The organism is Pontibacter deserti, assembly GCF_023630255.1.
In the GTDB taxonomy this organism is placed as follows: Bacteria; Bacteroidota; Bacteroidia; order Cytophagales; family Hymenobacteraceae; genus Pontibacter; species Pontibacter deserti.
Genome location: NZ_JALPRS010000001.1, coordinates 2,040,667 through 2,062,759 on the forward strand (window position 1 = coordinate 2,040,667; position 22,093 = coordinate 2,062,759).

Here is a 22,093-nt window from a genome sequence, read left to right on the forward strand (position 1 = left end):
CATTCGCATTTAAATCCATATTGGTAGATCTATGAAGTACACGATTGATAAGAAAGAGAACTATACTATAATCACGATAGATGAGAAGAAGCTGGATACTTCAATAGCTCCAGATCTTAAGTCTGAGTTTGTGAAGCTGAACGCTGAAGGGATCACCAACCTGATTCTAGACCTGAACAACGTAAAATACACCGACTCTTCCGGACTGAGCTCTATCCTGATTGCAAACAGACTATGCAATTCTTCTAATGGCTTACTAATTTTAACAAGCCTGCAGGACCACGTAATGAAGCTGATCTCTATCTCTAAACTAGAGTCAGTTTTAAATATACTGCCTACTGTAGAAGAAGCTATTGACCGTGTATTTCTGCACGAGATTGAGCAGGATCTAACAAACAAGGAAGACTAAGCATAACCGCTGGCCGTGGATTTCGAACTCAGGATTTTGGGTAGTTCGTCGGCCACACCCTCGGCAAACAGACATCATACCGCACAGGTACTTACCATTGGTAACCAGATACACCTGATAGATTGCGGTGAAGGTACGCAAATGCAGCTGATGCAATACAAGATAAAGCATCAGCGCATTTGCAATATCTACATCAGCCACCTGCACGGCGACCACTATTTTGGCTTAGCCGGTTTGCTCTCCACAATGTATCTGCAGGGCAGGCAGTTACCCCTTCATTTATTCGGCCCTCCGGGCCTCTCCGAAATCTTAAGCCTGCAGTTCAAGTATTCGGGCACCAACCTAAGCTACAAGCTTATTTTTCATGAGTTGGATACCACCTGCTATAAAAAAATTTTTGAGGACAAGCAGATAACCGTGCACACCATACCTATGGAGCACCGGGTACCTACCTGTGGTTTTATTTTCCGGGAGAAGCCCAAGCCACGCCCGCTTATAAAGGAGAAACTGCCACCTTACCTTACACCACCGCAACTGGTACGCCTGAAGTGGGGAGAAGATATAAATGACGAACAAGGTAACCTGCTGCTGGCTAACAAAGAGGTAACACTGGATCCAAAGCATAGCCGTAGTTACGCCTATTGCTCCGACAGCCGTTACAAACCAGACCTGCTGCCTTACCTGCGCCACGTAGACCTGCTGTACCATGAGGCTACTTTCCTGAGCGACATGGAAGAGCGCGCTTCCCAAACTTTCCATAGCACTGCCCGCCAGGCTGCCGAAATGGCTGCCGCCGCCGAAGTACGTCATTTATTACTTGGCCACTTTTCTGTGCGCTACAAAGACCTTACGCCGCTGCTTACGGAGGCGCAGGAAATATTTGAAAAAACCGACCTTGCCACGGAAGGAAGTATTTTCAGTGTAAGAGAACAGCACCGGTAAGCCTGCATCAACTTTCCATCTAAAGTATAAAACCTTTTAATAGCCGGTGTGCTAAATATAACTAGTTTGTTTAAGCCTGCAGAAAGTATAAATTTACCTGATATTATACTTCATCCTGATAAGCCAGCCAAACTATGAGCACTACTACCCTCGAAAAGAAACGCACTAATCTTTTTATGGCGCTTAGCGGAGTATTTTTGGCCAACGCCTTACTGGCTGAGTTGATTGGAGTTAAAATATTTTCAGGGGAGGCGCTGTTTGGCTTATCGGGCGTGCAGCTTAACATACTGGGCAGCAAACTCGATTTTAACCTGACGGCTGGCGTTATCATCTGGCCTGTTGTGTTTGTTTCTACGGATATAATCAACGAGTACTTCGGGAAGCAGGGCGTGAAGAAGGTAAGTATACTTACAGTTATACTTATACTTTATGCTTTCCTGGTGATAACTATAGTTACCGGGCTGCCGCCGGCGCAATTCTGGGTAGAGCTTAACAGCAAAGATCCGCAAGGCAACCCGTTCAACATCGATTTTGCTTTTAACACTATTTACCGCCAGGGGCTGGGCATCATCATCGGCTCGGTAGTGGCTTTCTTGGTGTCGCAGTTGCTGGATGCTACGGTTTTCCATTGGCTGCGCAGATATACAGGCAGTAAAAAGATATGGCTTCGCGCCACCGGCTCTACGTTGGTTTCGCAGCTAATCGATAGCCTGGTTGTATTGTTTATTGCCTTTTACCTGTTCGGCAACTGGACACTGGAACTAGTATTTTCAGTGGCTGCCATCAACTATATCTATAAGTTTTGTGTAGCTATATTGCTTACTCCTGTGCTATACCTGGCGCATTACCTGATTGATGAGTACTTAGGTAAACGGGATGCAGAAGAGTTAATTGAAGAAGCTGCCATAGAAAGCGAAGCCTAACCTTAAAGTATAAAATTGCTGAAGCGTATGATAAAGATTGCAGTAGCCGGAATTGGCGGAGTGGGCGGATATTTTGGCGGAAAACTGGCGCAGCATTATCAGGACTCTGATGAGGTAGAAATATACTTTATTGCACGCGGCGAGAATGAAAAAATCATCCGGCAAAAGGGATTAACCGTAGAAACCCCGACTGAAAATTTTACAGCACATCCCAAACTGGTTACTTCTGATCCTACCCAAATAGGTGAAGTTGACTTGTTAATCTGTTGCACAAAAAGCTATGACCTGGAGCAAAGTATACTTCAGCTTAAACCCTGCATCAGCCGCAACACGGTTATACTTCCGCTTCTTAACGGTATTGATAGTTACGAACGTATAAAAGCCGTTTACCTGGAAAATGAAGTATGGGAAGGCTGCGTGTATATCGTCTCAAGGTTAACTGACCCCGGACTGGTGACAGTATCCGGGGATTTTAATTCGTTGTTCTTTGGCTCAGATAATGGCACTAATACTAAACTCGAGTTGGCATTGCAGCTCTTTAAAGAAGCCGGCATTAGCGCCACATTATCTCAAAAAATAAAGCAGACGATATGGGAGAAATATCTCTTTATCTCAACTATAGCTACGCTTACTTCATACCTCGATGTCAGTATCGGAGCAATTTTAGCTAAGCAGGAAAACCTGGATCTGCTATACTCTCTTTTGCAAGAACTTATACAGGTAGGTAAAGCCAAAGGAATTAACTTACAGGAGGATAGCGTTCAAAAGACAACGGCAAGAATGGCAAAACTGCCTTACGAAACCACCTCCTCTATGCACTCCGATTACCAGAAAGGCAAGAACACAGAAGTAGATTCACTGACAGGGTATGTCGTAAAACTGGGACAGCAGCTGCAAATACCTGTACCTACTTACACGCGTCTGTATGCCGCACTTAAAAACCTGAGAAACGAAGCTATCTGAAAGTATAAATTTCAAAAAATAAAAAAATTACACTTACCGCTATTGCATAAATAGATTTAGCTATTACCTTTGCACCCCGCATAAGGAAACAATGACTGCACACTTAGCACATACACAAATTTTTATCACAGGATACGTTCTGCACGACCTGTAAGAGTACCAGGCTTACCCGCTTTGGGGCACTCCTGCCCTACCTCTATTTTAAATTTTGATGTTTACTTAAAAGGCATTTCCATGTTTAGAGGAATCGCTTTTGTGCTGTGCGGAGCTTGTAGCTTCGGTATACTTTCGACGTTCGTAAAATTAGCATATAACGAAGGCTTTACCTTGGGTGATGTAACTGGCACCCAGGTATTTTTTGGGTTGATTATTCTTTGGGTGATAGTACTGTTACGCAGGCTGATTTATAGCCGCGGAAACAGTGCATCGCTTAAGGAAGCCCTCCAACTTATTGCCATAGGCACTACTACCGGCCTGGTAAGTATTTTTTACTACAAGTGTGTGCAAACCGTACCGGCCTCTATTGCCATTCTGCTTTTAATGCAATTTACCTGGATGAGCTTACTACTCGACTCCATTGTAAAACGCAAACTGCCAACGCTCTTACAAATCGGCACAGTGCTGCTGGTGCTTCTGGGTACTGCTTTTGCCGGCAACCTTTTCTCAAATTCTTACCAGGAAATCTCTTTAACCGGGATAGGTTTTGGTTTACTGGCTGCTCTCAGCTATACTTTCTTTTTAATGATAAATGGCGCCGCCGGCAACAATCTGCACCCCACCACCAAAAGTGCTTTGCTGCTTACAGGTGCCTGTATACTTATATTCTCCATATTCCCGCCTGTTTTCCTGGTTAACGGAGCGCTTACAAACGGCCTGTTTAAATGGGGACTGGTGCTTTCGGTATTCGGAACAGTGCTGCCGCCGCTGTTCTTCTCGTATGGTATTCCGCGCATTGGCTTGGGTTTAAGTGCTATACTTAGCTCTGCAGAGCTGCCTGTGGCTGTGCTTATGTCGAGCCTGGTGTTGCAGGAGCAGGTTGTGGCTATACAGTGGTTTGGGGTTATACTTATACTTGCCGCCATCGCCTTATCAAACCTGAACTCTTTACGGAAGCAGAAAGAAGATCCGCAATTGGTATCTGCTTAACTATAGTTGGGTATCTGCATTTTTGATGGGCATTTTCAGCTATTTCCATTAATTTGCAGCCTTAACACAATCCGTAATTTATGGCACGTTACCTAACCGGGATTCAGAGCACCGGCCGTCCGCACCTTGGCAATTTACTGGGCGCTATTTGCCCTGCTGTTGAGTTCTCTAAAACATCAGATCAGGAAGCTTTATACTTTATAGCTGACCTGCACTCGCTTACCACCATCCGCGATGCAGAAGTTTTAAGACATAACACCTACGCTGTAGCGGCTGCCTGGCTTGCTATGGGTTTAGATACAAACAAGCATATACTTTACCGCCAGTCCGATGTGCCATTTGTAACAGAACTTGCCTGGTACCTGAACTGCTTTGCCCCGTTCCCGATGCTGGCTAATGCGCACTCCTTTAAAGATAAATCAAGTAGGCGTGGTTTGGCAGATGTAAATGCCGGATTGTTTACTTACCCTGTGTTAATGGCTGCTGATATTCTGATGTATGATGCCAACTTTGTACCTGTAGGGAAAGACCAGATCCAGCACCTGGAAATTACCCGTGACATTGCCAGCTCGTTTAACCACATTTACGGCGAAACATTTGTGTTACCGGAAGCCAAAACTGACGAAGCCGTGATGACCGTACCAGGTATAAACGGCGAGAAAATGAGCAAATCGTACGGCAACATCATCGATATTTTTGAAGCAGATAAGCCACTGCGCAAAGTTGTGATGAGCATTGTAACAGACAGTACGCCACTGGAAGAACCGAAGAACCCGGACGAGGATACAACCTTTAAACTGTATAGTTTACTGGCTACCCCGGAAGAAATTGAAACTATGCGCCAGAATTACCTGGCCGGTGGCTACGGTTATGGCCACGCGAAGCAGGCACTTTATGATAAGATACTGAGCAAGTATAGCAAAGAGCGTGAACTGTTTAACTACTACATGAACAACCTGCCTGAGCTGGATAAGAAATTGAAAGAAGGCGCTGACAAAGCCAAAGCTATTGCTGCGCCTGTATTGCAGCGTGTACGCCAGAAATTAGGTTACTAACCTACAGTTTATACTTAAAAAAGGGCAGCTGAAATCTCAGTTGCCCCTTTTGCTTTATCAGGTTACTTCTCCAGCAGGAAGTATAGAGTCTGAGTTGGATCATTTGCACTTGGAGGAATTGCTGTGAAGTTGCTGCTTTTGATCTGCCAGCCGTTGTTTTGATACTCACTTACCAGCTTCATCACTTCGGTATAATCTTTCTTATGCTCAGCTTTCACCTGCTTTGTTTGGAAGGCCTGATTGCTTCCAGATAAGTAGATTGTCATATCTTTATAATTCCTATTTACTGCCATAATAGTCATGGTTTCTTTGGCAGTACCTTGCTCATACTGTTTGAAGCCGAAGAGAGCGGCTGCGGCAAAGAGGAGGGTAAAAAGTATAGCTTTGTTCATGTTTGTAATATTTTAAAGTGGATAATATTAATTATTAAAAATATACTACGAACACTATATCACAAACTATAAAAGCGGAGGTGGCAACTTAACAACAGGCTGCTGCCTCTGCTTTTATAGTTTGTAGTATCAAATTTTCCGGATGAGAAAGCTTCAGTTGTTAGTACGCAGAAACCTGGTTATTAAACTATAACTTATACTTATAAAAAAGGGGCAGCTGGTTTCTCAGCTGCCCCTTTTGCTTTTATACTTAATAGCAGGATTATAATTTCCCGGCTTTACTTATTTCTTGGTTAAAGGTGCACCTACTGGTATGCCACAATCGTGGCCTGGCTGACCGTGCGGCGGGTTTGTGCCTGGAGCAACTGTTTGAGGTTGTGTAGTTGATGGCGTAAATGTTGGTTGTGGTACAGATAAGTTCGGCTGAGCCGGAGAGTTAAGCGGTGCACCAACTTTAATATCGCAACGGTGGCCCGGCTCGCCATGTGGCGGGTTCAAACCTACCGTAGTTGCTGGTGTGGTAGCCTGGTTAGGGGCAACTGTTGCCGGGGCATTAGCAGCCGGTGCAGTAGTTGTTTTGGTTTCCGTTTTACCGGAATCAGAGCAACTCATCAGGCCAACAAATAAAGCTGCCACTGCAATCTGGAATGTTATTTTCATGGTGCGTTTTGTTTTGAGCGGAATCAGAAACTAATATACGTATAAATGCTGATAAAGAACACTGTATCAGCTGTATACTTATTGTTTAATCCCCACAGATATATGATATAGTATCTGGTCCTAAACCTATACTACTATTTATTAACGAAGAATAAGTACTTAATTCTGGATAGCCTTTCGAGTTATAATTATGTGATTTTACATATTGCTCTACAATCTGCCCATTTTTGTTTTTTATAACCACTTTTAGAATATTGTTAGCTATTAGTAAATCCAGGCTTATCCTCTCATAGTCATCTCTTATCATACTAAAGTAGGGTGAAATAGCATAGAGTGGATTTATTTTATTATCATATTCAACCTCTATAGAATTAAATAATTCATCGTTTGATGTTATCAAAATCTTATTCTCTTCCAGGTAAGAATAAGTATTAGTGAACCGATCGTCGTACATTTTTATAAGTTGGCCTTTTGTATTATACTCAAATAAGTTACTATACCAATAAGTAAGATGCCCATCCCATTGTCTAAAAACATTTCGCTTTACCAATTGATCAGCACTATTGTATTCATAGGTAAAATAATCTAGCAAATCACCATCATTATTAAATCTGGAATACTTTATAATGTTGCCTTTGCCATCATATTCTAGTTTATAGTTTAAAGTAGAAAATGCTACCGGACTGATTTGCTTTATTTCCTTAAGTCTGTATTGCTTGTCATATACATATTTATATTTGACCCCATGGATAATAGCCTCGTTTATCAAACATTTATCCTTAAGAGTAACTGCTTCATCTTTTTCGCAGGCTAATATGGTAAACAACAAAAGAATTGGAATCAGATATTTCTTCATGTCATGTTCTTAGTAAGACTGTATAAAGCAGTTTAGTTTTTGCCAATAGCAATAACAGGAAGTTCAGCAGCGATCATTTCCTTCAGGTAATCGGTTCTGTCTGTTTTTAGGTTCTTCAGGAAAGGAATAATCGCATCTCCGTAGCTCCTTTTAGAGTAAGCATAAACAAGTATAGCTTTTTGGCCAGCACCAACCTCTATTTGCTTGTATCGGTAAACATTAAATTCTGCGATTGCTATTTTATCATTCTTCTTTTCACTGAGAATGAAATCAACTATAAACTCTTTTCCGTTTGCGCTTTCGTTAACCTGGTAATTACATAGTTCATCAGTTTGCTTTCGCTTCGCCAGTTCTTTTACTTTTTGGGCAACAGCTTGTTCAGCTTCCAGGTCAGTAGCAAACAGGTGGATGGTGAGCATCTGGTTAAAGTTCTCCAGCTTCTCCCCTTTCGGCAGATATTCCTGTATGTAGTAGATATCGTTTGGTTTATCTGTCCAGGCTAGTTCAAATTTACTTTTGTTAAACTTCAACGGCCCTTTTACCGACAGCCTGTCTATGGTATTATCAGATACAAAGGTGAAGGAGAACAGGAAGATGGATAGGATGAGTAAAGAGTGTTTCATGTTATAGGTTTTAAAGTAATTCGTATTCAGATTATTTCTTACTGCTTTTTTTAGTGGTGATAAAAACTACACCTTGTTTACCCATTTCACCATACATCATAGTTATCTTCTTATCTGTCTCAGCTTTTATAGTTTCCACATCTTCCAATTTCAAGTTATTCAGGGCCTCCATTGTATAACCACGTCCGTCAAGTATAATCAGTGGAGAAGGATTTTGTGTGATTGGGAAAGATTCACGAACAACTGTTCTCCCATCTTTATCTTTTGTAATTGATGCTTCTATTTTACCTTCTCTTTTGTTGCTGGTAGAGTCGTAAGTATAGTTAAGATCAGTCTTCATCACTTCCACCACTTTCAGGTACAGGTCAGATTTGGTAGCATCTTGAGCAAAAGTATAAGATGCTGTAAAGTATAGCAGGGTGATTAGTATAAGCTTTTTCATTTACTGATTTCTACTTGTTGACTGGATTGAGTTTGTGAATTTACTGTTATCTTTAAGTTGTTCACATTCATACTCATCTGCATATCTAAATCAGACTCATGTTTCGTAGTGAATCTATTTTCTATATCGTATTCAGATATCCCTTTACCTGAACCTGTAGCTGTAATATTAGATTGCTCCACCGTCATGTCCAATTGAACTGTTTGGACAATATCAAAAAAAGCAATTTGACTTTTAATGTCTTTTAGCTTATAAATTGTATTTATAGTTATCTTAACTGGGCTCATTCCAGCTATAGGAATAGTCATTGGCAACGCTTGTGTAAATTCGTCTCCAATCTTCATTGGCTTATCAGGAAAACGAATTTGGTTCTGCATACTCTCTAAAGTAGCTTTCAGAGTATATCGTAGGCTTTCATTCAATTTTTCACTAATTAATGTATCAATTACAAATTGATTATCAGCTTTATAGTTACCCTTTACAATAAGGCCAGAAATAGGGCTTTCTTCCTCGGTGGTTTTGCCGTTGCTAATGTTTACAGATGTTGCTTTATCGTAATTTATAGTAGCTGGAAAACTTTTGTCTTTGCGAATTGCTCCAGTGTTGATAGTAGAGATCATATTGCTTGAGCTCTCCGTTTTAATTGGAAGCTCTATTCCCTTTGCATTGATTTTTGAAATTAAATCATCAGGTCCTTCAAAATTCACCGAAGAGAGAGAATGACTTTCTACTGTAGTAGTATATTTTGTATCGGGTAAAAATTTATTTGATAATACTACTTCCTTTTTCTGTGCAAAGGCTATAGTTGTATATACAAACAAGAATAGTAAAAGGAAAAATTTTTTCATTTCTAAAATTGTAAAATAGCAGATTTGGTAAATAAAAGCTGGTTTGGTAATACTCAATTGTACAATTAATAATATTCAGCTATCACAATATAAGTAGAACACATCAAAAGCCAAGTATAAAAATTGCCGCACCTACCTTGGCATAAAGCCTTGGCAAGTGCGGCAAGTATAAATGTTAACTCTTTAGTGCTTACTGTTAACTGTAAAGCTATTCGGCTGTCCAGAGTACGCGCTCCTGGTCTGAAAGTATAAGCAGGATACGTGGCGGGTTAGCTACCAGCACCAAACGCATCTCTACTCCCGGAAACTTATCCGACTCCACCCAAACGCCTTCGCTCTCTTCGCCTTCTTCCAGTTCTTTCCCATCTACAGAGCTGGCCAGGTACGCAGTTGGTAGCAGTATGTCGGCATCAGACTTTATTTTGCTGTGTACATCTTCCAGTACTTCTTCCAGGTAATCGCCGTACGTTTCGTTAAAATCATCTTCCAGGTCGTGCAGTTCTTCTTCTACATCATCGTAGCGTGCATCGTTATAGTCCAGCTTGTTCAGCTCTTCCTTCTTCTGTAAAATGGCAACAAGGTCTTTGTTCAGCGTATCTGCGTTCATAGCTTTATTCTGTTTTTTACAAATTTGAAAACATGCCGTAGCAATTGCAAGCATTCCGGTGATAATTTACTTACAGCCCTCCCATTTTTGATAAAACTATAAAAGCTGTATTTTTACGTAATACATTGTAACACTAATACTACAGACTATGACTACCAAGACGATAACTTCAGAAAGTATAGCTACCGATATCCTACCTTTAAATGGCACCGATCATATTGAGTTTTATGTAGGCAACGCCAAGCAGGCAGCCCATTTTTACCAGACTGCCTTCGGTTTTAAACTGGTGGCTTATGCAGGCCCCGAAACCGGTGTACGCGACCGCGCCTCTTATGTGCTGCAGCAGGAGAAAATCCGTTTGGTACTTACAACCGGTATCAGCCCTGATTCTGACATTGCCCTGCATGTGCACCTGCACGGCGACGGCGTAAAGGTGCTGGCCCTGTGGGTGGATGATGCAGAAGAAGCTTTCCGAGGCACAGTGGCGCGCGGTGCAAAACCAGCCATGGAGCCTAAAACGATAACCGATGAGTTTGGCGAAGTTAAAATGGCATCTATCCATACCTACGGCGACACTATCCATACTTTTGTAGAGCGCAAAAACTATAGCGGTGTGTTTATGCCGGGTTACGTAGAGCGCACTTCTGAGCTGCAGGTAGAGCCTGTTGGCCTGAAGTATGTAGACCACTGCGTAGGCAACGTGGAGTTGGGTAAAATGAATGAGTGGGTGAAGTTCTACGAAGATGTGATGGGCTTTAAACTACTGCTTACTTTCGACGACAACGATATCAGCACCGAGTATACTGCCCTGATGTCGAAAGTAGTATCAAACGGTAACGGATACATCAAATTCCCGATAAACGAGCCAGCTGAAGGTAAAAAGAAGTCGCAGATAGACGAGTACCTGGAGTTTTACCGTGGTGCGGGCGTACAGCACATCGCCGTTGCGACAAATGATATTCTGCATACCGTAGCTGAGCTGCGCCGCCGTGGTGTAGAGTTCCTGCGCGTGCCGGATACCTATTACGAAGACCTGATCGAGCGTATCGGCCATATTGATGAAGACATGGCTGACCTGCGCAAACTGAATATACTTGTTGACCGTGACGACGAAGGTTATCTTTTGCAGATCTTCACAAAACCGGTAGAAGACAGACCGACTGTATTCTATGAGATCATTCAGCGTAAAGGAGCTAAATCGTTTGGTAAAGGCAACTTCAAAGCTTTGTTCGAAGCCATTGAGCGTGAGCAGGCCCTGCGTGGTAACCTTTAGGCTTTAAATAAAGTATAGCCCGGTGTAAACCCGAGCTAAAATCTCTTTATTTTGATATTTATATATCACACCAGTTCTTCCGGAAGTACACTTGTACAGAAAGGGCTGGTGTGATTTTTTGTCCCTACACAACATGAGTACAACACAAGAAACAACTATGATTGAACCTGCAATTCAAGAAAAAATAAATGGCTGGCTAAACGGCAACTACGACGAAGCCACCAAAGCAGAAATCAACGAATTACTGGAGCGTAACGAGCACGAAGCGCTGTCGGATGCTTTTTACCGCGACCTGGAATTTGGTACCGGTGGCCTGCGTGGCATTATGGGTGCAGGCAGCAACCGCATGAACCGCTATACATTGGGTATGGCAACACAGGGTCTGTGCAACTACCTGAAAGCTAACTTCCCGGGAGAGCGTGTGAAAGTAGCCATTGCCCACGACAGCCGCAACAACTCCCCTGAGTTTGCCCGCATTGCTGCCGACATCTTCTCAGCCAACGATATTGAAGTATACCTGTTCCAGGCGCTTCGCCCTACGCCGCAGCTATCGTTTGCCATCCGCCATTTAGGTTGCCAGAGTGGCGTGGTGGTTACCGCATCGCATAACCCGAAGGAATACAACGGCTACAAAGTATACTGGAACGATGGCGCGCAGGTAACTGCCCCGCACGACAAAAATATCATCGCCGAAGTAAACAACATCACAAGTATAGATGAGGTGAAATTTACTCCTAAGCCAAACAACATTCACCTGTTGGGCGAAGAAATGGACGAAGCCTATATCATGAAAGTGATTGGTTTATCTATCTCGCAGGATGCCATTAAACGCCAGCACGACCTAAAGATCGTTTACACCCCGATACATGGTACAGGTATAACGTTGGTGCCTAAAGTGCTGCAGCGTTTTGGTTTTAGCAATGTAACTATAGTTGATGAACAATCTGAGCCAAACGGCAATTTCCCGACCGTAGTTTACCCGAACCCCGAAGAAAAGGAAGCCATGACGCTGGCCCTAAATAAAGCCCGTGAAATAGATGCTGACCTTATACTTGCCACCGACCCTGATTCAGACCGTGTAGGTATAGCCGTGAAAAACCTGAAAGGTGAATTTGTACTCCTGAACGGTAACCAGACTGGTGCGCTACTTATAAACTACCTATTGCAGGCATGGCAAACAGCAGGTAAGTTAACTGGCAAGGAGTTTATTGTTAAAACCATAGTTACAACAGACCTGATAAAGGACATTGCAGAAAGCTATGGCGTGAAGCACTACGAAACCCTTACCGGCTTTAAATACATAGCTGAGAAAATACGTGAGCTGGAAGGCAAAGAAGTATATATTGGCGGTGGCGAAGAGAGCTATGGCTACATGATCGGTGACTTTGTGCGCGACAAGGATGGTATCTCAGCCTGCGCCCTGATTGCGGAAATGGCAGCTGTGGCAAAAGACCATGGACAGAGCCTGTTCGAGATGATGGTAGAGATGTACGAGAAGTATAATTTCTATAAAGAAGAGCTGGTATCGTTCACTAAAAAAGGACAGCGCGGCGCCGAAGAGATTCAGCAGATGATGGCTGAAATGCGTGCAAACCCGCCGCACACTATAGCTGGCTCTAAAGTAGTAGAAATAAGCGACTTTAAGCTTAGTGCCCGCAGAAACCTGGTTTCAGGTGAAGTAAGCCAACTTGGCCTGGAAAGCTCTAACGTGCTGCAATACCTGACCGAAGATGGAAGCAAAATATCTGCCCGCCCATCCGGTACAGAGCCAAAGATCAAGTTCTACATCAGTGTTAACGAGCCGCTGGCATCTGCAGCTGATTTTGATGCAACAGAGCAGAAACTGGATCAGAAAATAGAGCAGATACTGGTTGACCTGAAGCTAAAATAAGAAGTTATACTTGAAAAAAGCCCGCTCAACTATAAGTTGAGCGGGCTTTTTTATTAGTTATCTTTTAACCTGTCTTCCAGTTTCGACAGCAAGTTCAGAAACTGGTCAGATTTATATTCTATACTTTTCAAACCATCATGTGCCTGATCGATCTGCCCGCTATTGTAAAGGCTAAACAGCTCAAGAGCCGTGGAATTCAATTCTTTATGTACAGTGGCGAGTTCGCTCATTTCGGGTTCGTGTAAATAACGCACATGCCCTACGGTGCTGAACCACTGGCTCACCGGACCAGAGCGCGAGAAGAAAGCCTCATCATATACACCCCCATAAAGTACAGACCGTACCTTGGATTTGTATAGGATGTGCTTTATCCGAAGCTGCTGAAAGTCGAGTTGGGCTAAATTCATTTAATTGCCTCTCTTACCATAATACCACACAGTTGTCTGCTACACATGACCTATCTCCTGCAGCTTTTTCTTAAAGATTACCTGATCAGTCACTTCGTAAGCGAAAACCAGAATGCCTGTTACCTTATCGCTAGTGTACATTGCCTGGTAAATAAATGTCAGGTAAACCTCTTCCAGTAACCCATTGTCCTGCCTGTCTAGCTTTATAGGTACTTCTTCAGCTACAAATTCTTTACCTGTAGTATAAACAGTATCCAACAGGTCAATAAAGCCCTGCTCAATTACCTCGGGCAAAGCTTCAGCAACAGACTTTCCTATCAGATCACGTTTCGGGAATAGCATCTGGTAATTCTCGTTCACCAGTTTAAAACGATGCTCAGGCCCTTCTAACACACAAAATATAGCCGGGGCTTTCATAATCAGCTTTTCCAGGGTCTGCCGTTCTGATTCGGCTTTCTCAAATGCAAGTTGCACCTGATCTGAAAGTATGGCCATCTGCTCGTTGGTGTACAGCAGTTCCTGTACCATTTTCCGGGTATCATGTATATCCGTAGAGCTGCCCACCCACATGGTTATATTTCCATCAGCATCTTTCATAGGCAGCGAACGGCACAGGTGCCAGCGGTAAACTCCCTCTTTATCACGTTTGCGCAGTTCTACGCGCATTGCTTCGCCTGCTTTAAAGGCAGTCTCCCATTTTTCCATTGTGCTTTGCAAATCATCCGGATGAATGATTTCATGCCAGTTCTCCTGCATCAGCTTTTCCAACGGAATGCCGGTATACTCTTCCCATCGCTTATTAAAGTAGGTCAGATTTCCTTCTCCGTCTGTTGTAAAAATGAGTTGGGGCATTGCCTCCGCCATAAACTGAAACTTTTTCTGACTGGTATCGAGTGCATGTTTTGCCTGCTCTCTTTCAGTTACATCTGACGTATGCTGAATGATGTATTCCACGTTGCCGGCAGCATCTAATACAGGCGTATGAGAGGCTTCCCAATAACGTACTTCGTAAGAGCCATCCGGTTTGGTCAGGTCATAACGGGTAACATCCAGATAATCTACTTTTTTTGTGTTCAGCGCAATATCCAGTGATTTACGAACGGGGTTCTGTTCATAAGGCACATCTTTTTCGGGAAAAGCTTCCAGCAGGAACTTCAGACCAAGTATATCTTCGCGCTTGCGCATCGTGATCTGAAGATAATAATCTGTAGCAGCTAAAATTTTATATTCCGGTTCCGGAGACAAGACCACAAGGGCTTCAGGTACTTTTTCGAACAGCTTTACAAAATCCATAATACAGGCAGGTATTCAATTTTAGTAGCAGATGGTATCAAAGTTAGGAACTATAGTTGGCTCTGCAACGACTAGAAACGCATAAACAGGCATAGTGTTTAAACTATTTTGCCTTAATTTTAGAACCTGCTATTCAGATACAAGCATCTGAATATCTTATTAATTAAAAATGAGAAGTATAGCCTCTGTTTCTGGCTTCTCGTTTACCATTACATACAATAGCAATGAACAATAATTTTGATATTATAGCTGGTGTTATTAAAGCCAGGAGAACTACAAAGCCACCACAATTGTCCGGGAAACGCATACCCGATGAGCAGGTATGGCAACTCCTGGAGTTAGCAGACTGGGCACCTACACACGGACACACAGAGCCATGGAGATTTAAAGTATATGCAGGCGATAAAGTAACTCAGTTCTGCCAAAGCCACGCTAGCCTTTACAAGGAACAGTCATCACCTGATAAGTACCAACAGGAAAAGTATGAAAAGCTCCTGCACATGGGTGATAAAGCCTCTCATATACTTATTGCTTACATGCGTCGTGGCGATTTACCTAAGATTCCTGCTTTAGAAGAGATTGCTGCCACCTCCTGCGCAATACAGAATCTGTTACTTGGAGCTACTGCGTTAGGTATAGCCAGTTACTGGGGTTCCGGTGGCATGGCCTATCACCCTGCCATGAAAGATTTCCTTCACCTGCGCGAAGAAGATGTAGTATTAGGTATTTTATACTTAGGTTATTCCGAAAAAGAAGCACCAGCTGGAAAAAGAGTAGTGCCGCTAAGTGATAAAGTGGAGTGGATGTGATTTTTAATAATCTTATAAAGTATAAGGGCGTTATAATTCTATAGTTTCCGTTGTCCAACCACCCCTACCCCTCCTTGTCTAAGGAGGGGAGCTTTTATTGTTACTGCTATAGTTGCTGTTATAGTTTTATAGTTGCTGCTTTAACACCCCTATAGTCCCCTCAAGGGGACAGTTTTTGCTTCAGCCAATTCACCAGTTATAGTTCTATAGTTACATCCTGTCGAGCGGACAGGTCGCGACCTGCCCCTACGAAACTATAACCACGAGAAAAGCTATGCAACTATAACTTCTCCTCTAACTATAAGTTAGCTATCGAACTGATATCAGTCTTTGGGTGGAGCGCCTTTGATTTGTTGCGGTGCCGCAAGGCAACACGAGCACAGCGAGGGTAGCTTCAAATCAGCAGCGCGAGGCCCAAAGACGAGGCCTCCCGGCCATGAGGGCACCAAAGGAAACTATAGATCTGTAGGTAGGTAAAGCTCCCAGGACTACTAGTGGCTATGAAAGGATAACTTGGTCTGAATAAGTATAAACCTCAACTATAGGACATATAAGATCCCTCGGTTACGCTCGGAATGACAACAGAAAGTATAAAACATAAACCTATAGAAAACGAAAAGCCGCTGGCTTTTGGCACAGCGGCTAATCTACCTTTGGCTATACTTTTATACTATAACCAATGCTGCTTAAACGCAAACACTAGCTGTATATTATCTTAACTAAAAATTAAAATGGCGGTTCTTCATCAAAATTAGAACTTGGGAAACCGCCACTTCCTTTGCTTCCATCGTTCATGCGGCTTCCTAAACGGATAGAGCCAGGTGCTTCGGCATCGAAGGTACTATTTGGTAAGGCATTAAAGCTATTAAACCCGTCTCCGGCAAAATCAGAATCCAAGTTAGTAAACTTTGTATACTTACCAATAAACTTCAGCTGCACATTCTCCAGAGAACCGTTACGGTGTTTTGCAATGATCACCTCACCCACACCAGCTGTCGGGTTACCCATTTCATCTTCAGTGATACCGTAATATTCCGGGCGGTAAAGGAAGCAAACCATGTCAGCATCCTGCTCAATAGACCCGGATTCACGAAGGTCAGAAAGCTGTGGTCGTTTATCGCCACCACGCGTTTCCACGGCACGGCTTAGCTGTGACAATGCGATTACAGGTACGTTAAGTTCCTTCGCCAGCATTTTAAGCGCACGCGAGATGGAGGCAATCTCCTGTTCGCGGTTACCACCACCCTTGCCTTCAGCGTTACCGCTCATCAGCTGCAGGTAGTCAATAATAATCATCTGTATATCGTACTGCGCTTTTAGTCGGCGGCACTTGGTACGCAACTCACGGATCGAAAGACCTGGGGTATCATCGATAAAGATAGGTGCTTCCGTCAGTTTAGAGATCTTATGGTTGAGCTGTGCCCACTCGTATTCTTCCAGGCTACCTTTTTTGATCTTCTCAGAATCAAGCTCAGCCTCAGACGAAATAAGACGGTTAACCAGCTGCAGCGACGACATCTCTAGTGAGAAAATGGCAACACCTTTCTTAAAATCAACCGCCGCATTGCGCATACACGAAAGTACGAAGGCCGTTTTACCCATTGCCGGACGGGCAGCAAGTATAATTAAGTCGGATTTTTGCCAGCCTGAAGTTACACGGTCAAGAGCAGTAAGGCCTGTCGGAACACCTGTCAAGCCATCATCCTGCTTGCGCTTCTCTTCCAGTTCTTTAATAGCCTGGTGCATCAACGAGCGCATGTCGTCGAAATTCTTACGAATGTTGGATTCCGATACCTCGTATAGTTTGGCCTCGGTTTTATCCAGCAGCTCAAATACGTCGGTGGTATCTTCAAAAGCGCTCGACAGTACTTCCGAAGAAATAGTGATCAGGTCGCGCTTAATGGAGTTTTCGGTGATGATACGTGCGTGGTACTCGATGTTTGCTGCCGAGTTTACGCGGGTAGTAAGCTGCGTAACATAATATGCGCCGCCGGCCAGTTCCAGTTCGCCCTGCTCGCGCAGCTGGTGCGTAACGGTAAGTATATCTATCGGCTCCGACTTATCGAATAAAGCAAGTATAGCTTTAAAGATGCGTTGATGTGCTTCCTTGTAAAAACTCTGCGGTCGCAGAATATCGATTACTGTAGTAAGGGCATCTTTTTCTAACATCAGAGCGCCTAACACGGCCTCTTCCAGATCCAGCGCCTGCGGTGGCTTTTTGCCAAGCTCCGATACAGCAGGTGTTTTCTTCTGCCATCCGTTGCGTTGTCCCGCCGGGCGTACGTTCATTTGCATTTCCTCCATAAGCACAAATATATAGCTTCTTATATAGCCTTCGCAGGCAATTAGTTGTTAAAAATTCCTCACGCACATATCAACACTATTTACCCGACCTGTTAACAATATAAAAAGATTTCCATACACCTTTCCACAAAATATCCACATATTAGTGTATAGCTATTTTTATTTAGCAAAGGTCTTCTAACTTTGTCTGTTTGCAATATCATTTGCACGGTTTTATGGAGAAGAAGGAATTACAACGCATCCACCTGATTGCTATTGGCGGAAGCATTATGCACAACCTGGCACTGGCCCTGCACGACAAAGGCCTGCACGTAACAGGATCAGACGACGAGATTTTTGAACCCGCTAAAAGCAGGCTGGCTGCGGCTGGCTTACTTCCGGCCCAGGAAGGCTGGTTCCCGGAGAAGCTGGATAAAACTATAGACGCTGTTATACTGGGTATGCACGCCCGCCCGGATAATCCCGAGTTATTAAAAGCGCAGGAGCTGGGATTACCAATATATTCCTTCCCGGAGTTTATTTACGAACAAAGCAAAGACAAACAGCGCATTGTAATCGGCGGTAGTCACGGCAAAACCTCTATCACGTCTATCATCATGCATGTGCTGAAGACGTTAGGCCGTAAGTTTGACTATGCTGTTGGTGCCCAGATAGAAGGCTTCGACCGAATGGTAAAACTAACCGATGATGCACCAATCATTATCATTGAAGGAGACGAATACCTGTCTGACCCGATCAAGCTCGTACCTAAATTCCACCTGTACCACCACCACATTGCCGTGATCAGTGGCATCAGCTGGGATCATATCAACGTGTTCCCGGACCCGGAAATGTACCGCGACCAGTTCCGCATTTTTGCTGAAATGACCCCTAAAGCCGGTACCCTGATCTATACAAAAGATGACGAACAGGTACAGTTAGTAGCCGTGCCGCGCAACCCTGCTGATATCAACTATATAGGGTATGGCGTGCACGAGCATACGATAAAAGAAGGTAAAACTATACTGCACACCAAAAAGGACGGCGACATTGAGATACAGCTGTTCGGGGAACATAACCTGCGCAATATTAATGCGGCCAAGGAAGTGTGCAAGAAGATAGGTATAAAGGCACACGACTTTTACCAGGCTCTGAAAACATTTAAAGGTGCAGCCAAGCGACTTGAAAAATTAGGAGAAACAGACACCACGGTTATCTTCCGTGACTTTGCCCATGCTCCATCAAAAGTAAAAGCCACTACCGAAGCTGTAAAAGCGCAGTATCCACAGCGCAAACTGGTAGCTGCCCTGGAACTGCACACCTTCAGCAGCCTGAACAAAGACTTTATACCCCAGTATGCCGGTGCCCTGGATAAAGCAGACGAGGCAATCGTTTACTTTAACCCGAAAACCATAGAGCACAAGCGCATGCAGATGCTGACGGAAGAAGAGCTGAAAGCTGCTTTCAAAAACCCTAACCTGAAAGTATACACAGACTCTGAAGCACTGCAGCAGCACCTGCTAAACTATAACTGGCAGAACGCCAACCTGCTGCTTATGAGCTCGGGCAACTATAACAACATCAACATGGAGGCGCTGACCAAGGCGGTTCTAAACGCATAATTTTATGAAACTGAACCTGAAACGCCCCATCGTATTCTTCGACCTGGAAACCACCGGCACCGACATCTGCAAAGACAGAATTGTAGAAATAAGCGTGCTGAAAGTTAAGCCCGACGGCGAGGAAATTTTGAAAACCCGCAAGATCAACCCGACAATTCCAATTCCGCTGGAGTCGAGTTTGATACACAAGATTTACGATGAGGACGTAAAGGACTGCCCTACTTTTGCACAGGTGGCTAAAAACTTAGATGAGTTCATGAAAGGCTGCGACCTGGGCGGGTATAACCTGATCAGGTTCGATATCCCGTTGCTGGCCGAGGAGTTTCTGCGTGCAGGTATTGATTTTGACCTTGATAATCGAAATGTAGTAGATGCCTGCCGTATTTTCCATATGATGGAGCAACGTACCTTATCAGCAGCCTACAAATACTACTGCGATAAAACTTTGGAAAATGCACATAGTGCTGAAGCTGATACGGTAGCAACTTACCATATTTTAATGGCCCAACTGGACCGTTACCAGAACACCCCGGTTGAGATTACGGAAGGCATTGAAGAATTTCCGGTACAGAATGATATGGCGCAGCTGCATAAGTTCACGTTCCAGAAAACAGCTGATTTGGCTGGCCGCATAGTCTATAATAATGCTGGGCAGGAAGTATTTAACTTTGGCAAGCATAAGAATATAGCAGTAGAGGAGGTGCTGCAAAAAGAACCAACTTATTACGACTGGATGATGAAAGGTGATTTCCCGTTGTATACTAAAAAGATCTTAACCCGCATCCGCCTGCGCAGCATGCAGAGCAGTATATCGTAAGCTATACTTTACAAACAAAAAAGGCTGCCAGTAATGGCAGCCTTTTTTGTTTAATCTGGTTGGGGAACCGGTGCAGGTCTTTTTGTTTCACCTTCCCGCATGTTCCGTAACCTTGCATCTTTTAGCAACTGATTTGTAGAGCTTTCTTTCTGCTCGCATAAGTTGCCAGGGGCGCGGCTTTCACATTCGCAACCTGTTATCTGGTTACCCGAAAATGTAAAGTAGCAGAAACTACAGCCTGTTCCGGCACCGCATATATACTTGTTACTGTTACTACTTAGGTATAAACTGTTATCGGAGGCTACATCTAGCTCCAGGGCCATAGCACGGTAAGCACCGTTGCGTATACCCATGCCTACTAAGTAATATCCGGCTTTATCCTGTTTTGTCTCCTGCACCTTACGTATCATCACCTTATCTACCACCGTTCCATCGCCGAACTCCTTAATAAAAGGCTGCATCAGGTCCTGAGGTGGTACAATATAATCCACACTATCGAAAACCACCTGTGCTAAAAGCTGCCCGTTGTAAGCTGCTGAGTCAGCACTTTCTCCTTCCGCTAGTTCTTCAGGGTCTTCGCTCTCTTCCGGAAATGCTTCGCGGCGGGTACAGGCCCCGGCCATCAGGAGCACAATTGCAAATATTGCAACCAGGCGGGCGCTAACCGGCATTGTGTACCAGTGGCGCATAAGGGTGATTTTAGACATAGATGTTAGGTGCTTTAATGGGCTTTATTTTCTGTAATATTTTTTTGCTTCAGGTATAAAGCTCTTCAGGTTGTTCAGGCGTGTGCCGGCGCTCGGGTGAGTCGACAAGAACTCGGGTGGTGCCTGTCCGCCTGCTTTTGCCTCCATACGCTCCCAGAACGGAATAGCAGCCTCAGGGTTATACCCTGCCATAGCCATAAATATCAAACCTAATCTATCAGCTTCTGTTTCCTGGGTACGGCCATACTTAAGCATTCCGAGCTGTGAACCAACGCCATAAACGGCCATCACCAAATTCTGAGCTGTGCCTGGTTGCGAACCAGCCAGTGCTGAAAGTGTTTGTCCGCCGAACTGTTGCGCCAATGCCTGGCTCATTCGTTCGTTACCGTGCTTGGCAATTGCGTGAGCTATCTCATGGCCCATTACGACAGCAAGGCCAGTTTCGTTTTGTGCAACTGGTAAAATTCCGGTATAAACTACGGTTTTTCCGCCAGCCATGGCCCATGCGTTCACTTGTTTGTCTTCAATCAGGTTAAATTCCCATGCAAAACCCTGTAATTCAGCTGACATTCCATTTTGTGCCATGTATTGCTCCACGGCTCGTTGAATGCGCTGGCCGGCACGTTTTACCATAGCAGTAGACTGTGCGTCGCGCGATAGTTTATGCTCTTTTAAGAATTGGTCGTAGGCGTCATAACTCATCGACTGCATTTGCGCGTCGGATACGAGGTTAAATTGTTTACGGCCCGTAATTGGTACCGTGGTACAGGCAGCCATCATAACTACAGCTGCTGAAAAAGTTATTATTTTCTTATACATAATTTTAAATTTTTAATGACTATACTTTATAGTTCAAATTCTGAACCAAAAATAGTATTAGCCAGCATATCCAACGATAAATAAATCAGGAAATTGCTATATAGGAAGTATAAACCTTGTTACTTACTCAGTATCAGTCACTCCCGCCAAAAGACAATTACCTGCACATTTATACGTTCCAGAGACAGGCTATAGTTGTGCAATACTTTATACTTGCCAATCAAGGCTGGCAGTACATTCTGGCTATACTTTAGAAGTATAGATCAGAACCATAGTGCCGTTAACAATAAATTCATCACTTTTTTC

The 22,093-nt window shown here is 43.7% G+C and carries 24 protein-coding genes; 12 read left to right on the top strand and 12 right to left on the bottom strand.

Annotated elements, in window-relative coordinates; genetic code table 11:
• The first annotated feature begins 31 nt into the window (after positions 1–31).
• The 6 genes from MJ612_RS08840 to trpS all read left to right on the top strand — a co-directional run bounded on the left by MJ612_RS08840 (position 32) and on the right by trpS (position 5,438).
• Complete coding sequence (locus MJ612_RS08840) at positions 32–409, top strand: STAS domain-containing protein (RefSeq protein WP_162346346.1); 378 nt, start codon at positions 32–34, stop codon at positions 407–409.
• A 15-nt stretch (positions 410–424) separates the two neighbouring features.
• Entirely contained in the window at positions 425–1,351 is a 927-nt protein-coding gene (locus MJ612_RS08845) for a ribonuclease Z (protein WP_187033133.1), read from the top strand.
• A gap of 134 nt (positions 1,352–1,485) precedes the next feature.
• Positions 1,486–2,274 carry a queuosine precursor transporter gene (locus MJ612_RS08850; protein ID WP_187033134.1) on the top strand — a complete coding sequence of 263 codons (789 nt, stop codon included), beginning with the start codon at positions 1,486–1,488 and terminating at the stop codon, positions 2,272–2,274.
• A gap of 27 nt (positions 2,275–2,301) precedes the next feature.
• Entirely contained in the window at positions 2,302–3,237 is a 936-nt protein-coding gene (locus MJ612_RS08855) for a ketopantoate reductase family protein (RefSeq protein ID WP_187033135.1), read from the top strand.
• Between the two features lie 234 nt (positions 3,238–3,471).
• Entirely contained in the window at positions 3,472–4,383 is a 912-nt protein-coding gene (locus tag MJ612_RS08860) for an EamA family transporter (RefSeq protein ID WP_187033136.1), read from the top strand.
• Positions 4,384–4,463: 80 nt separating this feature from the next.
• Positions 4,464–5,438 (top strand): tryptophan--tRNA ligase, encoded by a 975-nt coding sequence (gene trpS, locus MJ612_RS08865; RefSeq protein ID WP_187033137.1) that lies wholly within the window; start codon positions 4,464–4,466, stop codon positions 5,436–5,438.
• A 62-nt stretch (positions 5,439–5,500) separates the two neighbouring features.
• Here trpS and MJ612_RS08870 read toward each other — a convergent pair whose 3' ends face one another.
• The 7 genes from MJ612_RS08870 to MJ612_RS08900 all read right to left on the bottom strand — a co-directional run bounded on the left by MJ612_RS08870 (position 5,501) and on the right by MJ612_RS08900 (position 9,866).
• On the bottom strand, positions 5,501–5,830 hold the full coding sequence (locus tag MJ612_RS08870; protein ID WP_187033138.1) for a hypothetical protein: 330 nt from the start codon (positions 5,828–5,830) through the stop codon (positions 5,501–5,503).
• Positions 5,831–6,112: 282 nt separating this feature from the next.
• Positions 6,113–6,490 carry a hypothetical protein gene (locus tag MJ612_RS08875; protein ID WP_187033139.1) on the bottom strand — a complete coding sequence of 126 codons (378 nt, stop codon included), beginning with the start codon at positions 6,488–6,490 and terminating at the stop codon, positions 6,113–6,115.
• A gap of 85 nt (positions 6,491–6,575) precedes the next feature.
• A complete protein-coding gene (locus MJ612_RS08880; RefSeq protein WP_187033140.1) occupies positions 6,576–7,346 on the bottom strand; it encodes a hypothetical protein in 771 nt (256 codons plus the stop codon).
• A 32-nt stretch (positions 7,347–7,378) separates the two neighbouring features.
• On the bottom strand, positions 7,379–7,969 hold the full coding sequence (locus MJ612_RS08885) for a hypothetical protein (RefSeq protein ID WP_187033141.1): 591 nt from the start codon (positions 7,967–7,969) through the stop codon (positions 7,379–7,381).
• 31 nt (positions 7,970–8,000) lie between these two features.
• Entirely contained in the window at positions 8,001–8,411 is a 411-nt protein-coding gene (locus tag MJ612_RS08890; protein ID WP_187033142.1) for a hypothetical protein, read from the bottom strand.
• Positions 8,408–9,259 (bottom strand): hypothetical protein, encoded by an 852-nt coding sequence (locus MJ612_RS08895; protein ID WP_187033143.1) that lies wholly within the window; start codon positions 9,257–9,259, stop codon positions 8,408–8,410. The genes MJ612_RS08890 and MJ612_RS08895 overlap by 4 nt, the downstream gene beginning before the upstream one ends.
• A 208-nt stretch (positions 9,260–9,467) precedes the next feature.
• Entirely contained in the window at positions 9,468–9,866 is a 399-nt protein-coding gene (locus MJ612_RS08900) for a hypothetical protein (protein WP_187033144.1), read from the bottom strand.
• A 178-nt stretch (positions 9,867–10,044) separates the two neighbouring features.
• On the opposite strand from MJ612_RS08900, the gene hppD reads away from it, so the two are divergent.
• Together hppD and MJ612_RS08910 are read left to right on the top strand one after the other, a co-directional pair.
• On the top strand, positions 10,045–11,139 hold the full coding sequence (gene hppD / locus MJ612_RS08905) for a 4-hydroxyphenylpyruvate dioxygenase (RefSeq protein ID WP_187033529.1): 1,095 nt from the start codon (positions 10,045–10,047) through the stop codon (positions 11,137–11,139).
• A 157-nt stretch (positions 11,140–11,296) separates the two neighbouring features.
• The gene (locus tag MJ612_RS08910) at positions 11,297–13,030 is read left to right on the top strand and encodes a phospho-sugar mutase (protein WP_187033145.1); all 1,734 of its coding nucleotides are present in this window, start codon (positions 11,297–11,299) and stop codon (positions 13,028–13,030) included.
• A gap of 53 nt (positions 13,031–13,083) precedes the next feature.
• Here MJ612_RS08910 and MJ612_RS08915 read toward each other — a convergent pair whose 3' ends face one another.
• Positions 13,084–13,437 (bottom strand): histidine kinase, encoded by a 354-nt coding sequence (locus tag MJ612_RS08915; RefSeq protein WP_187033146.1) that lies wholly within the window; start codon positions 13,435–13,437, stop codon positions 13,084–13,086.
• A gap of 39 nt (positions 13,438–13,476) precedes the next feature.
• Complete coding sequence (locus tag MJ612_RS08920) at positions 13,477–14,730, bottom strand: PAS domain-containing protein (RefSeq protein ID WP_187033147.1); 1,254 nt, start codon at positions 14,728–14,730, stop codon at positions 13,477–13,479.
• A 224-nt stretch (positions 14,731–14,954) separates the two neighbouring features.
• Here MJ612_RS08920 and MJ612_RS08925 point away from each other — a divergent pair, with 224 nt between their 5' ends.
• Positions 14,955–15,539 (top strand): nitroreductase family protein, encoded by a 585-nt coding sequence (locus tag MJ612_RS08925; protein ID WP_187033148.1) that lies wholly within the window; start codon positions 14,955–14,957, stop codon positions 15,537–15,539.
• 726 nt (positions 15,540–16,265) lie between these two features.
• Here MJ612_RS08925 and dnaB read toward each other — a convergent pair.
• On the bottom strand, positions 16,266–17,843 hold the full coding sequence (dnaB, locus tag MJ612_RS08930) for a replicative DNA helicase (protein WP_187033149.1): 1,578 nt from the start codon (positions 17,841–17,843) through the stop codon (positions 16,266–16,268).
• Between the two features lie 215 nt (positions 17,844–18,058).
• On the opposite strand from dnaB, the gene MJ612_RS08935 reads away from it, so the two are divergent.
• Both MJ612_RS08935 and MJ612_RS08940 read left to right on the top strand, forming a co-directional pair.
• On the top strand, positions 18,059–19,444 hold the full coding sequence (locus MJ612_RS08935; RefSeq protein WP_187033150.1) for a UDP-N-acetylmuramate--L-alanine ligase: 1,386 nt from the start codon (positions 18,059–18,061) through the stop codon (positions 19,442–19,444).
• A gap of 4 nt (positions 19,445–19,448) precedes the next feature.
• Positions 19,449–20,261, top strand: coding sequence for a 3'-5' exonuclease (locus MJ612_RS08940; protein ID WP_187033151.1), 813 nt, complete (start codon positions 19,449–19,451; stop codon positions 20,259–20,261).
• 50 nt (positions 20,262–20,311) lie between these two features.
• Here the strand turns inward: MJ612_RS08940 and MJ612_RS08945 are convergent, their stop codons facing one another.
• Positions 20,312–20,968, bottom strand: coding sequence for a hypothetical protein (locus tag MJ612_RS08945; protein ID WP_187033152.1), 657 nt, complete (start codon positions 20,966–20,968; stop codon positions 20,312–20,314).
• A 24-nt stretch (positions 20,969–20,992) separates the two neighbouring features.
• Positions 20,993–21,787 carry a M48 family metallopeptidase gene (locus tag MJ612_RS08950; RefSeq protein ID WP_187033153.1) on the bottom strand — a complete coding sequence of 265 codons (795 nt, stop codon included), beginning with the start codon at positions 21,785–21,787 and terminating at the stop codon, positions 20,993–20,995.
• Positions 21,788–21,903: 116 nt separating this feature from the next.
• Here MJ612_RS08950 and MJ612_RS08955 point away from each other — a divergent pair, with 116 nt between their 5' ends.
• Positions 21,904–22,041 (top strand): hypothetical protein, encoded by a 138-nt coding sequence (locus MJ612_RS08955; RefSeq protein ID WP_187033154.1) that lies wholly within the window; start codon positions 21,904–21,906, stop codon positions 22,039–22,041.
• The last annotated feature ends 52 nt before the right edge of the window (positions 22,042–22,093 follow it).

What these genes read in the sequence shown, in the direction of transcription:
- MJ612_RS08890 (WP_187033142.1), bottom strand. Translation starts at nt 8,411, where the DNA reads ATGAAAAAGCTTATACTAATCACCCTGCTATACTTTACAGCATCTTAT.
- MJ612_RS08945 (WP_187033152.1), bottom strand. Translation starts at nt 20,968, where the DNA reads ATGTCTAAAATCACCCTTATGCGCCACTGGTACACAATGCCGGTTAGC.
- MJ612_RS08855 (WP_187033135.1), top strand. Translation starts at nt 2,302, where the DNA reads ATGATAAAGATTGCAGTAGCCGGAATTGGCGGAGTGGGCGGATATTTT.
- MJ612_RS08910 (WP_187033145.1), top strand. Translation starts at nt 11,297, where the DNA reads ATGATTGAACCTGCAATTCAAGAAAAAATAAATGGCTGGCTAAACGGC.
- MJ612_RS08915 (WP_187033146.1), bottom strand. Translation starts at nt 13,437, where the DNA reads ATGAATTTAGCCCAACTCGACTTTCAGCAGCTTCGGATAAAGCACATC.
- MJ612_RS08875 (WP_187033139.1), bottom strand. Translation starts at nt 6,490, where the DNA reads ATGAAAATAACATTCCAGATTGCAGTGGCAGCTTTATTTGTTGGCCTG.
- MJ612_RS08935 (WP_187033150.1), top strand. Translation starts at nt 18,059, where the DNA reads ATGGAGAAGAAGGAATTACAACGCATCCACCTGATTGCTATTGGCGGA.
- MJ612_RS08950 (WP_187033153.1), bottom strand. Translation starts at nt 21,787, where the DNA reads ATGTATAAGAAAATAATAACTTTTTCAGCAGCTGTAGTTATGATGGCT.
- MJ612_RS08860 (WP_187033136.1), top strand. Translation starts at nt 3,472, where the DNA reads ATGTTTAGAGGAATCGCTTTTGTGCTGTGCGGAGCTTGTAGCTTCGGT.
- MJ612_RS08920 (WP_187033147.1), bottom strand. Translation starts at nt 14,730, where the DNA reads ATGGATTTTGTAAAGCTGTTCGAAAAAGTACCTGAAGCCCTTGTGGTC.
- MJ612_RS08925 (WP_187033148.1), top strand. Translation starts at nt 14,955, where the DNA reads ATGAACAATAATTTTGATATTATAGCTGGTGTTATTAAAGCCAGGAGA.
- MJ612_RS08850 (WP_187033134.1), top strand. Translation starts at nt 1,486, where the DNA reads ATGAGCACTACTACCCTCGAAAAGAAACGCACTAATCTTTTTATGGCG.
- MJ612_RS08940 (WP_187033151.1), top strand. Translation starts at nt 19,449, where the DNA reads ATGAAACTGAACCTGAAACGCCCCATCGTATTCTTCGACCTGGAAACC.
- trpS (WP_187033137.1), top strand. Translation starts at nt 4,464, where the DNA reads ATGGCACGTTACCTAACCGGGATTCAGAGCACCGGCCGTCCGCACCTT.
- MJ612_RS08880 (WP_187033140.1), bottom strand. Translation starts at nt 7,346, where the DNA reads ATGAAGAAATATCTGATTCCAATTCTTTTGTTGTTTACCATATTAGCC.
- MJ612_RS08885 (WP_187033141.1), bottom strand. Translation starts at nt 7,969, where the DNA reads ATGAAACACTCTTTACTCATCCTATCCATCTTCCTGTTCTCCTTCACC.
- MJ612_RS08840 (WP_162346346.1), top strand. Translation starts at nt 32, where the DNA reads ATGAAGTACACGATTGATAAGAAAGAGAACTATACTATAATCACGATA.
- MJ612_RS08900 (WP_187033144.1), bottom strand. Translation starts at nt 9,866, where the DNA reads ATGAACGCAGATACGCTGAACAAAGACCTTGTTGCCATTTTACAGAAG.
- dnaB (WP_187033149.1), bottom strand. Translation starts at nt 17,843, where the DNA reads ATGGAGGAAATGCAAATGAACGTACGCCCGGCGGGACAACGCAACGGA.
- MJ612_RS08895 (WP_187033143.1), bottom strand. Translation starts at nt 9,259, where the DNA reads ATGAAAAAATTTTTCCTTTTACTATTCTTGTTTGTATATACAACTATA.
- MJ612_RS08870 (WP_187033138.1), bottom strand. Translation starts at nt 5,830, where the DNA reads ATGAACAAAGCTATACTTTTTACCCTCCTCTTTGCCGCAGCCGCTCTC.